At 63.6% G+C, this 11,270-nt stretch carries 9 protein-coding genes; 7 read left to right on the top strand and 2 right to left on the bottom strand.

All coding sequences use genetic code 11. The features are described 5' to 3' along the window. The coding region (locus tag FJ548_RS26015) for an FAD-binding oxidoreductase (RefSeq protein ID WP_140779379.1) at positions 1-802 on the bottom strand (802 nt) is incomplete at its 3' end. 284 nt (positions 803-1,086) lie between these two features. Continuing rightward, complete coding sequence (locus FJ548_RS26005) at positions 1,087-2,664, bottom strand: trimethylamine methyltransferase family protein (RefSeq protein WP_140607630.1); 1,578 nt, start codon at positions 2,662-2,664, stop codon at positions 1,087-1,089. 260 nt (positions 2,665-2,924) lie between these two features. On the opposite strand from FJ548_RS26005, the gene FJ548_RS26000 reads away from it, so the two are divergent. The 7 genes from FJ548_RS26000 to FJ548_RS25970 all read left to right on the top strand — a co-directional run bounded on the left by FJ548_RS26000 (position 2,925) and on the right by FJ548_RS25970 (position 11,264). Continuing rightward, the gene (locus tag FJ548_RS26000) at positions 2,925-4,832 is read left to right on the top strand and encodes a phospholipase D-like domain-containing protein (RefSeq protein WP_140779377.1); all 1,908 of its coding nucleotides are present in this window, start codon (positions 2,925-2,927) and stop codon (positions 4,830-4,832) included. 179 nt (positions 4,833-5,011) lie between these two features. Beyond that, entirely contained in the window at positions 5,012-6,193 is a 1,182-nt protein-coding gene (locus FJ548_RS25995; RefSeq protein WP_140779376.1) for an MFS transporter, read from the top strand. 116 nt (positions 6,194-6,309) lie between these two features. Beyond that, complete coding sequence (locus FJ548_RS25990; protein WP_140779375.1) at positions 6,310-8,373, top strand: prolyl oligopeptidase family protein; 2,064 nt, start codon at positions 6,310-6,312, stop codon at positions 8,371-8,373. 68 nt (positions 8,374-8,441) lie between these two features. Then, complete coding sequence (locus tag FJ548_RS25985) at positions 8,442-8,582, top strand: capsid protein (RefSeq protein WP_140607626.1); 141 nt, start codon at positions 8,442-8,444, stop codon at positions 8,580-8,582. A 48-nt stretch (positions 8,583-8,630) separates the two neighbouring features. Then, a complete protein-coding gene (locus FJ548_RS25980; protein WP_140779374.1) occupies positions 8,631-10,010 on the top strand; it encodes an aspartate aminotransferase family protein in 1,380 nt (459 codons plus the stop codon). Positions 10,011-10,139: 129 nt separating this feature from the next. Beyond that, positions 10,140-10,502 carry a hypothetical protein gene (locus tag FJ548_RS25975; protein ID WP_140607624.1) on the top strand — a complete coding sequence of 121 codons (363 nt, stop codon included), beginning with the start codon at positions 10,140-10,142 and terminating at the stop codon, positions 10,500-10,502. 117 nt (positions 10,503-10,619) lie between these two features. Beyond that, on the top strand, positions 10,620-11,264 hold the full coding sequence (locus tag FJ548_RS25970; RefSeq protein WP_140607623.1) for a cytochrome c oxidase assembly factor Coa1 family protein: 645 nt from the start codon (positions 10,620-10,622) through the stop codon (positions 11,262-11,264). Positions 11,265-11,270: the final 6 nt, after the last annotated feature.

The following is an 11,270-nucleotide window of genomic DNA, read 5'->3' as shown; positions in this document are numbered from 1 at the left end:
TCTGGATGCCGTTGCTCTCCTGGCGGGTGTAGATCTCGCCCTTGAAGTCGAGCACGCCGATCATCTCGCGGCCGGTCGACTTGTTGAACTCCTCGACCTCCGGCATCGGCTCGGTGAGCAGGTACATGTGCTCCATGGCCAGCACCGGCAGTTCGACGCCGACCATGCGCCCGATCTCGCGCGCCCACAGGCCGCCGCAGTTGACGACATGCTCGGCATGGACCGTGCCCTGTTCGGTGACGACGTTCCAGGTGCCGTCCGGCTGCTGAGTCAGGTCGACGACGCGGTTGCGCAGCACGATCTCGGCGCCGAGTTTCTTGGCCGCCTTGGAGTAGGCGATGGTGGTGCCCGAGGGATCGAGATGGCCTTCGACCGGGTCCCACATGGCGCCGACGAAATTCGTCTCGTCCATCAGCGGGAACATCGCCTTGGCTTCGGACGGGGTGATCAGTTCGGTATCCATGCCGAGATAGCGGCCCTTGGCATGGGCGAGCCGCAGGAAATCCATGCGCTCGGGCGTGTCGGCCATCATCACGCCGCCGGTCAGGTGCAGCGAACAGGACTGGCCGGATATTTCCTCGATCTCCTTGTAGAGCTGGACCGTATAGGCCTGCAGCTTGGCGACGTTGGGATCGCCGTTGAGCGTATGGAAGCCGCCCGCCGCGTGCCAGGACGAGCCGGAGGTCAGCTCCGAACGCTCGATCAGCATGATGTCGGTCCAGCCGGCCTTGGCCAGATGATAAAGAACCGAGCAGCCGACGACGCCGCCGCCAATAACAACCGCTTTTACATGGGATTTCATGAAGATAGGTCCATCTTTGAAGAGATTTAATCGAGAGAGCAGGGCGTGAAAACAAAGCGCAAATCGGATACGGCGATGTTTTCGGTCAGCTTGCCGTCAAGCGCGGCAAGGATGGCTTCCCCCACTCCGTCGCCGCTTCGCGGCGCCACCTCTCCCCCCTCCGGAGGGAGAGGAAAGGCGCCGGCTGGAATCGCCGCGCACCCTTCCTCTCCCCCGTCGATCGGGGGAGAGGTGTCGAGCGCAGCTCGACGGAGTGGGGGTCGACCGTTCGTCAACAACATTGGTCAGAAGTCCGTCGGCGCGCCGCCTTCGGCCGTGCGCTTCGCGACGAAGGCGTTGAGCTCCTCGCGGATGGCTGGATCCATGTAGGGCTCGTCGTAGGAGGCCAGACGTTCCTTCCACACCTTGTTGGCTTTTTCCATCGCTGTCGGCGATCCGGCTTCAGCCCAGGTCTCGAAATTGCGCCAGTCCGACAGGATCGGCGAATAGAAGGCGGTCTTGTAGCGATCCTGGGTGTGCTGGGTGCCGAAGAAGTGGCCGCCCGGGCCGACCGACTGGATGGCGTCGAAGCCCAGCGCTTCTTCCGACAGATCGAGCGGCGTCAGGAACTCGGCCACCATCTGCAGCAGGTCGATGTCCAGAATGGTCTTCTCGTAGGAGCAGCGCAGGCCGCCCTCGAGCCAACCGGCCGCATGCATCATCAGGTTGCCGCCGCCCTGGACCGCGCCCCACAGCGAGAACACGCTCTCATAGGCCGCCTGCGCGTCGACCGTGTTTGCAGCGCAGGTGTTCGAGGTGCGGTAGGGGATCTTGTAGCGGCGTGCAAGCTGACCGCCGACGAGTTGCGCCTTCATGTATTCGGGCGTGCCGAAGGCAGGTGAACCGGACTTCATGTCGACATTGGAGGTGAAGCCGCCATAGCCGACCGGTGCGCCCTTCTTCACCATCTGGGCAAAAGCGATGCCGGACAGCGCCTCGGCGTTCTGCTGCACCAGCGCGCCGGCGATGGTGACCGGGGCCATGGCGCCCGAAAGCGTGAACGGCGTGACGATGACGACCTGGCCCATGCTCGACATCTGGATGATGCCTTCCATCATCGGCACGTCGAGCTTGAGCGGCGAATTGGTGTTGATAATGGTGAATACCGACGGCTCCGCCATCAATTGCTCGCGGCTGATGCCGCGCGCGATGCGAGTGATCTCGATGCCGTCCACATTGCGCTCCTTGCCCAGCGAATAGATGTGGAACACCTTGTCGGTGAGCGTGGCGAGGTCGCGGACGCATTCGAGGTGACGGACCGACGGATGGATGTCGGTCGGCTCGACCGGATAGCCGCCGGTACAGTTCAAGATGTTGTGCATCTGCGCCAGGCGCAGGAAATTGCGGTAGTCCTGCTGGTTGCCGGGCCGGCGGCCGCGATCGATGTCGGAGCAGTTGGGCGCCGACGCCATCATCGAGATGATCAGATTGTTGCCGCCGAAACGCACATTGTGCGCGGGATTGCGAGCATGGATGGTGAATTCGGACGGACAATGGGAGACCAGTTCGAGGATCATGTCGCTGTCGAAGCGTACCCGCTCGCTGCCCTCACGCACGTCGGCGCCATGCGCCTTCATGATGCGGCGGGCCTCGTCGTGCAGCACGTCGACGCCGATTTCCCTGAGCACGCGCAAGGAGGCGAGGTGGATCGATTCCAACTCGTCCTCGGATACCAGCCTGGTCGGCTGCAACGGGTTTTTCAGCTGGCGGAAGGCAGGCTGCTCGAACGCGGCCGAGCCACCGGCGCGTTTTCCGGCGCGGCCGCCCCGACGGGCGCGATCGGTTGCCGGAGCCGGTTCGGCGGGTTGAAGGGCGGCGGTCATGAGGAGCCTCGTAGGATGCGAAAGTGGGCGGCATAATGGACCGGCGGCGGTCCGGCCATTGCGGAGGCGGCGACCACTAGAGCGAGGGAAGCGACATGCCGGAACGGCAGTTGCATGGCGGGGACCTCACCTTGTCACCATGACGCGCCAGCAAGTGCTGAGCGCGGCCGAGTGAATGGATGCCGACGGCGCGCGCGTTACAGTACCGTCTTTTACTTCTGATATACTTGCGGGCTGAACGTCTTTGGAGGGACAGCCCCATGCCTGATGTCGTCAAGGTGCGTGCCGCGACCAACAACGAAGTCGCGTTCCTTTCCTGGGACATAGACGGGATGATCCCGGACTGCCTCGGCTTCGAGATCGTGCGCCTCTATCCCGATACAGGCGAAGAGCGTTGCCTGGCGTCCTGGGTGCCCTTCAAGGGCCAGAGCAACAAGGACTGGATTCCCCAGGATACCGGCGTCTGGCCGGTGCAGAAGACCTTCTGGCGCGATCTCACCGTGCGGCGGCGCCGCGACAGCATCGACGTCAGACCTGACGGTGAATTGATTGCCTATCGGGTGCGCCCGGTAGGCGACATGAAGCCCGGCCTCGATCCAGTGCCGGTGCGACCCGAGCAGGTCGTCGACGGCAAGCCCGCCTACACCGGGCCGGCGCGGCCGCTGGGCTATCTCGGCCAGGGCGCGGTCAGCCCACCGATCTTCCTGGGGCAGATGTTCGGCAAGGCGCGTGTGGCCTTCACCAATGGCGTGCTGTCGACGCAATGGATGTCGCATGCACTGGCGGAAGCCGGCATCAAGGTCGGGCAGCGCGACAAGATCAGGGCGGTGCTGCAGGATCCGACCAGCAAGATACGCGCCTACCTGCATGGCGATGTGCCCGACGTGCTGACCAGCCTGTTGAAACGGGCCAAGACGGACGGCGGCACCGTCCGGCTCGCGCTTTACGAGCTTGGCGACGACGAGCTGTGCGACGCCATCATCGCCGCGAAGGATGTCGTGGAGGTCATTCTTTCCAATTCGGGCAAGGACGACCAGACCAAGGCCTGGGACGCCGGCAACGCGCCCTACAGGAAGCGCCTGCACGACGCGGGCGTGGTGGTGACGGATCGCCTCTTCAATAACAACCACATCGGCCACAACAAGTTTGCCGTCTACCGCGACGCCCAGGGGAAGCCGCAAGCGGTGATGACCGGCAGCACCAACTGGACGTCGACGGGCATTTGCGGGCAGTCCAACAACGCCTTCATCCGCGACGATCCTGCAATGGCCGAAATCTTCGACGCCTACTGGGACCGCATGAAGGCCGACGTGTTTCCGCCGCCGGCCTCGGAAAGCGCTGCCGGCCGCGTGGCACAGACGCAAGGCGTGCCGTTTCGCAAGGAGAACCACATGCCAAACCCGCTGAACGGCGCCACGGCGGCGCTGGACGGCATGACGATCTGGTTTTCGCCGAACGATCCCGACCGCAACAAGAAGGACATCTCGGTGCGGCCGGTGGATCTCGAGGATGTTTTCGCCCGCATCAAGGCTGCGAAGCGGGCGGTGTTGTTTCTGGTGTTCAATCCTTCGCTGCTCGGCGAAAACTCGATCGTCGACCAGGCCGTCGCGGCGGCGAAGGCCGATCCGAAGCTGATCGTGCAGGGCGCGATAAGCGACGAAACCGCCATGCCCAACTATGTCGCGCCGACCAAGGATCCGGTGACCCACAAGTCGAACAAGGATGACAAGGCGCCCTTCGTCTATCCGGAAAAGATCTGGGAGGCGCCGAACGTTTCCATCGTGCGGGCGGCGAACCTGACCGGCGCCACCATCGCCCGCGACTTCCAGGCCGAGGTGCTGACCGTCGGCCATGCGATCGTGCACGACAAGATCGTCATCATCGATCCGATGGAGGAGAACGCCACCGTCATCACCGGCAGCCACAATCTCGGTTACAAGGCCTCTTACGAAAATGACGAGAACCTTGTGATCGTCGAAGGCGACAAGACCTTCGCGGCCGCCTACGCGGTGCACATGCTCGACGTGTTCGACCACTACAAGTTTCGCGCTTGGCGGAGGACGATCGGCAAGGGGCCTTCGGACGATGACGGACTTTCCATCGACGACCAGTGGCTGAAGCCTTACGCCGACGGCAAGAAGGGCGCGATCGCCCGCTATTTCCCGTAGCGTGGCCTGCCGCGCATCTCAGGCTCATCCGATCCAGGCCCGCTCGGCCACGATCGGGCGCACAGGCCGATTGGCGCAAGCGGATTTCGCTTGCCGGCCCTTTCCTTCCCCCGATCGTACCGGTAGCTAATGACGCCTGCCGCGCGGAGGTCAGCCGGCACTTCACATGGATTGACTGCATGGTCGCAACCGGCTCGAGCGAAGGCGAAGCGCGGACGCAGTGGGCAGCGCTCGCCGGCGTCACCGCGGCACTTGCCATGTTCGGCGCCGCGCAGGGGTTGAGCTCGCCGCTGTTCACGCTCCTGATGCAGAAGCAAGGCATGTCGCCAGGGTTGATCGGCCTGTCCGCGGCGACGATGCCGCTCGGGCTGATCCTGTCGGCGTCATTCGTGCCGGCGGCTGTCCGCCTGGTCGGTGCGCGCACGCTGGCGGTCGGCTGCTCGCTGATCGGAGCGCTGTGCTTCCTGGCCATCGGCTATCTGCAGAACTGGGTGGCCTGGTACGTGATCCGCTTTCTGATCGGCGTGGTCATCAACCCGCTCTATATCCTTGGCGAAGTGTGGGCGCTGTCGCTGGCGCCGCCCTCGCGGCGCGGCCGGGTGATGGGCGTGTTCAACACGCTGATGGGAGCCGGCTACGCCGCCGGCCCGTTCACCCTGACACTGGTCGGTACGCAGGGCTGGGCTCCCTTCAGCGTCGGCATTGGCGGTTTCGTGCTCTGCGCCGTCATCCTGCGCCTTGTCTCTTCGAAGCTCACCGGTTTCGAGGATGATGGGCAGCCGGCCGGCAGCTTTGCCGGTTTTGCCCGGCTGGCGCCGGCGCTGCTGCTGGCCGTGCTGGTCTCGGCCGCCGTCCAGCAAAGCACCTATGCGCTGGTCCCGGTGTTCGGTGCTGGCTATGGCCTGCCGGAAGCCGTGCTCGCCGCGCTGGTGATGGCGCTGTCCCTGGGCAACATCCTGCTGCAGATCCCGCTTGGCCTGCTCGCGGAACGCTTCGGCGGCCGCCCCATGATCCTGGCCTGCGCGGTGGCGACGGCGGTTTGCGCGGCGCTGCTGCCGCTCACGATCACGACGCCGCTGATCTGGATGGTGCTGCTGGTGATGGGCGCGGTCGGCTATGGCGTCTATACGATGGCGCTGGTGGAACTCGGCAGCCGCTTCAAGGGCACGCTGCTCGTCACCGGCAATGCGGCTTTCGCCTTGCTGTGGGGCGTAGGCGGCATTGTCGGCCCGCCCGGCGCCGGCCTGCTGATGCAGGGCATCGGCCCGCTGGGCCTGCCCGTGGTGATCGCAGGGCTTGATGCCATGCTGGTCATCTTCGCGCTCTATCGCTCGTCCGTGCGCCGGAGCGGCAAGGCGTGATGGTGGCGGGTTCGGACGAAGTCGCGGGAGGGCCTGAATCTTCTGCTCATATGCGGCAGCTATTGAATATCGGAGATCGCATGTCGATGTTGCATGCCGAAGCAATCGGAGATTCCATGACCAAGCCCATCGCCAAGCCAGAATCCGCTCATGAAGACCCCTTCCTCTGGCTGGAAGACAGGACGAGCAAGCAGTCGCTCGACTGGGTGCACCGCCAGAACGAGATCACGACAGGCGAATTGCAGGGCGATCCATCCTATCAGGCGTCGTTCCAGACGGCGCTCGACCTGATGACGGCGGAGGACAACATCGCTGTCGGTGCGGCCATTGCCGGCCATGTCTATAATTTCTGGCAGGACAAGACCAATGCACTCGGCCTGTGGCGCCGTACGACCGTCGCTTCCTACAAGACCGACAAGCCCGAGTGGGAAACGATCATCGACTTCGACCAGCTCGCGGCTAAGGAGGGGATCAAATGGGTCTTCAGCGGCGCCAGCCGGCTCTATCCGGACTTCAGCCGCTGCCTGCTCTCGATGTCCCCGGACGGCGGCGACGCCAGCGAGATGCGCGAGTTCGACATCGAGACCAAGTCCTTCATCGAGGACGGATTCCGTGCGCCGGCTTCCAAGTCGGGTTTCGGCTGGCTGGACAAGGACACGGTCATCGTCTCGGCGGCCTTCGAGAACGCGGACAAGACCGAATCCGGTTATCCGCGCGTGGTCAAACTGTGGAAGCGCGGCACGAAACTCGAAGACGCGACGCCGATCTTCGAGGGAAAGACCGAGGACCTCGCCGTCGGCGCCGGCGTCGAATTCGACGGCGAGAAACGTCATTTGTTCCTGGCGCGAACGCTCAATTTCTTCGCATCGCACAGTTTCCTGCATCTGCCATCAGGCGAAAACAGGCGCATTCCGCTGCCCGACGACGTCACCGACACAGCGCTTTTCAAGGATCAGCTGGTATTCGGGGTGCGCACCCCCTGGACGGCGTCGGACGGCACGGTGTGCCAGCCGGACGGGCTCTATTCGCTCGATTTCGCGCATTGGATCGAAACCGGCGGTTTTGGCGCCATCGAAACCTTGTTGGCGCCGGCATATCGCGTGTCGATTGCCGGGCTCGCCAGAACGCAGGACCGGTTGTTCATCAGCCTGATGGACAATGTGCGTGGCAAGGTGCTCGTCTGCCAGCGCAAGGACAGCGCCTGGTCGCTGAAGCCCGTCGCACTGCCCGAAAACGGCACTGTCGGCATCAGCCATGCCGAGCATTTCGGCTCCAGCGTGTCCTTCTCCTTCACTGATTTCCTGACGCCGAGTTCAATCATCTGGTCCGATGACGATGGTGAGACGCTTGCGACGGTGAAGTCGCAGCCGGCGCGTTTCGATGCCTCGCCGCTGATCTCGGAGCAGTTCGAGGCGCGCTCGAAGGATGGTACGATGATCCCATACTTCGTCGTGCGGCGTTGCGACCAGAAGGGGCCGGTGCCGACGCTGCTCTACGGCTATGGCGGCTTCGAAGTGCCGCTGCTGCCGGGCTATGCCGGTGTGCGAGGCAGGCTGTGGCTGGAGAAGGGCAACGCCTATGTGCAGGCTTGTATTCGCGGCGGCGGCGAGTTCGGGCCGGCCTGGCACCAGGCCGCATTGAAGGGCAAGCGCCAGAACGGCTTCGATGACTTCGCCGCGGTGGCAGAGGACGTCGTCAGGCGCGGCATCGCCACGGCTGCCTCTCTCGGCATCCAGGGTGGCTCGAATGGCGGGCTGCTGACCGGCGTTTCCCTGACGCAGCACCCGGAACTGTTTGGCGCTGTCATCGTCGAGGTGCCGCTGCTCGACATGCTGCGCTACACCGAATTGCCGCCGGGCGCTTCGTGGATGGCAGAGTATGGCGATCCGTCGAAGCCGGAAGACGCGAAATGGCTATCCGCCTATTCGCCCTATCAACATGTCACTGCCGATACCGCCTATCCGCCGGTGCTCTTGACCACATCGACCGCCGACGACCGGGTTCATCCCGGCCACGCGCGCAAGATGGCGGCCCGCCTCCAGGAGGCCGGGCACGCGAAGGCGCTGTTCTTCGAGGAAACCGAGGGCGGACATGGCGGGCGTGGCGACCGCCGGCCGCAGGCCGCGCAGACGGCGATGAAATACGTGTTCCTGCAGAGGGCGCTGAGCGTCAACCCATAGACACATTCCCTCATGGGCCAAGCGAAGGGTGGTTCACGTCGACCAGCCTTTGCTCTAAGGTGCCGACCATGGCTCTCGTCAGGATATTGGTCAGCGCAGTTGGGGCTCGCGCATTCAGGGTCGCGGTGACACCGTCACCGCGCACGCTGCGCGCCGAGCTTTTGCGGCTGTGCGCCCGCATCGGCTATTCGCCGCCTGCCTGCCTCTGATGCATTCGCCCCGGCGCAGCCGGATTGAATCCAGAGGAAAGATCAGACATGACCTATCAAAATTATTCGCTGAAGCAGCTTCAGCAGATCGACGCCGCGCATCACCTGCATCCCTTCACCGACCATAGGGAATTGCGCGAGGCCGGCTCGCGCGTCATCACTCATGCCAATGGCCCGTTCATTTACGATTCCGAAGGGGCGGAGCTGCTCGACGGCATGGCCGGCCTGTGGTGCGTCAACATCGGCTATGGCCGGGACGAACTGGCCGAAGCCGCCTATGCCCAGATGAAGGAACTGCCTTACTACAATTCCTTCTTCAAATGCTCGACGCCGACGCCGGTGCTGTTGTCCAAGAAGCTGGCCGAAATCGCGCCACGCAACGTCAACCAGGTGTTCTATGGGTCATCCGGTTCGGAGGCCAACGACACCGCGTTGCGTCTTGTGCGCCATTACTGGGCGCTGGAGGGCAAGCCGGAAAAGAACCGCGTCATCTCGCGCAAGATGGCCTATCACGGCTCGACCATCGCCGGCACCTCGCTCGGCGGCATGGATGCCATGCACAAGCAGCTCAACGGGGCCGTGCCCAACATCGTCCATGTGATGATGCCCTATGCCTACGAACTGGCGCTGCCGGGGGAGAGCGACCATGAGTTCGGCCTGCGCGCGGCCAAATCGGTCGAGGATGCCATCCTCGAGGCCGGCGCCGACAAGGTCGCGGCTTTCATCGGCGAGCCGGTGATGGGCGCGGGCGGCGTCAAGATCCCGCCGGCCAGTTACTGGCCCGAAGTGCAGCGCATCTGCCGCAAATACGATGTGCTGTTGATGCTGGACGAGGTCATCACCGGCTATGGCCGCACCGGCGAGTGGTTTGCCGCGCAGACCTTCGGCATCGAACCCGACACGATCACCACGGCAAAGGCGTTGACCTCGGGCTACCAGCCGCTGTCTGCACTCTTGGTCGGCGATCGCATTGCCTCGACGCTGGTCGAGAAGGGGGGCGAGTTCAACCATGGCTACACCTATTCGGGTCACCCCGTGGCCTGCGCCGTGGCGTTGAAGAACCTGGAGATCATCGAACGGGAAGGCCTGGTCGACCGCGTCAGGAACGACACCGGGCCGTATTTCGCCAAGGCCCTGCAAGAGCGCATTGCCGGGCATGACCTGGTTGGCGAAGTGCGCTCGATCGGACTGATGGGTGCGATCGAGATCGTCAAGGACAAGGGGACCAAGGAACGGTTCCTGCCGTCGGGAAGTGCCGCGGTGACGGTCCGCGATCATGCAATCGCCAACGGCATGATGCTGCGCGCCACCGGCGATACAATGATCCTGTCGCCGCCGCTGATCTGGACCTGCGATACGATCGACATGGCCTGCGAACGTATCGGCAAAGCGCTGGATTTGGCACAGGCGGATCTGCGCAAGCGGTAGGCGAAGCTCGACCGGGCGTTTCTTCAAGGAGACGCCCGGTATCGAGAAGATACCATCCTGGCCAGGGAACGATCCCACCTTTGGCGCGTAATGTGAGCGGCGGTCGATCCGGCCGCGAAGGGGGTTTCCATGAGAAAGACCAGACGTCGACGCGTGCAGGAAGCGAACAGCATCGGCGCGGGCCTGATGCTGGCGCCGATGGTGGCGATGATGCGCCTGCCACTGATGGCCATGGAGGCCCGGAGCGGCGAGCCCTGGAGTGCGGAGACGGCAAGGGCGGTCAGCGAGAAGACCGTCGCAATGGCCGAGGGCGCGGTTGCGGCGCAAATGTCGTTTCTGCAGTCGGCGTCCCGTTTCTGGCCGGAGGTTCTTTCCGGCCAGACACCGTCGCTGCTCAACGGCGTCGCGGCTGAACGGTCGATCAGCGCCGCGCTGAAGCCGGCCAGCCGGGCTGTGAAGGCGAATTTTCGCCGGCTTTCGTCAAAGGCTTGAAACGGGTGCTGCGGAACTCTGATTTTCGGGTTGGCCCGATTCCGGGCGGAAAACCGTTTCACACTTTTCCTGGAGTTGCTTTAAAACCGATCGGTATACGCACCGACGGGAGGCAGCATGGCAGCACAACCGCTCAATCAGCCAGCCGAAATCCCGGCCGAGCTAGATCGCTGGAATTGGGGCGCCTTTTTCCTCAACTGGATCTGGGGCATCGGCAACAACACTTTCATCGCGCTGCTGGCGCTGATCCCGGTCGTCAACCTCATCATGATCTTCGTGCTTGGGGCACGCGGCAGCCGCTGGGCCTGGCAGAACAGGACCTGGCGCGATGCCGAACAATTCCGCAGGACGCAGCGCAACTGGGCAATCGCCGGCCTTGCCGTCTGGGTGGTCAGTATAGGCGGCTGCGCGACGATGGTCGGCAGCGTCCCGTTTATGCTCAAAGGTAATGGTGCCTATCACATGACCATGGATGCCATTCGCGCCGACAGCCGTGTGAAAGCCGCCATTGGTGACGATGTGACCGACAATTTCTGGGTCGGCGGACATCTCAACGTCAATGCGAATGGCGCGGGCGATGCCCAGTTCAGCATTCCCGTTCACGGCGCCAAGGGTAAAGGGACCGTATTTTCCCACCTGGTTCGCAATGCAGGCACATGGAGCATGCGCCTGCTCGTGATCAGGGTGGACGGTTTCGATGCGCCGATCGTGTTGACCAATGAAGATCACGTGCCGATCCCGAACGCCGCGATCGGAATATAGGCTCCA

The organism is Mesorhizobium sp. B2-4-17, assembly GCF_006441275.1.
In the GTDB taxonomy this organism is placed as follows: domain Bacteria; phylum Pseudomonadota; class Alphaproteobacteria; order Rhizobiales; family Rhizobiaceae; genus Mesorhizobium.
Note: the sequence above shows the minus strand (reverse complement) of the source record. Positions and strands in the feature narration are given on the sequence as shown.

Coding starts and splice junctions, on each gene's coding strand:
- FJ548_RS26005 (WP_140607630.1), bottom strand. CDS start 2,664: ATGACCGCCGCCCTTCAACCCGCCGAACCGGCTCCGGCAACCGATCGC.
- FJ548_RS26000 (WP_140779377.1), top strand. CDS start 2,925: ATGCCTGATGTCGTCAAGGTGCGTGCCGCGACCAACAACGAAGTCGCG.
- FJ548_RS25995 (WP_140779376.1), top strand. CDS start 5,012: ATGGTCGCAACCGGCTCGAGCGAAGGCGAAGCGCGGACGCAGTGGGCA.
- FJ548_RS25990 (WP_140779375.1), top strand. CDS start 6,310: ATGACCAAGCCCATCGCCAAGCCAGAATCCGCTCATGAAGACCCCTTC.
- FJ548_RS25985 (WP_140607626.1), top strand. CDS start 8,442: ATGGCTCTCGTCAGGATATTGGTCAGCGCAGTTGGGGCTCGCGCATTC.
- FJ548_RS25980 (WP_140779374.1), top strand. CDS start 8,631: ATGACCTATCAAAATTATTCGCTGAAGCAGCTTCAGCAGATCGACGCC.
- FJ548_RS25975 (WP_140607624.1), top strand. CDS start 10,140: ATGAGAAAGACCAGACGTCGACGCGTGCAGGAAGCGAACAGCATCGGC.
- FJ548_RS25970 (WP_140607623.1), top strand. CDS start 10,620: ATGGCAGCACAACCGCTCAATCAGCCAGCCGAAATCCCGGCCGAGCTA.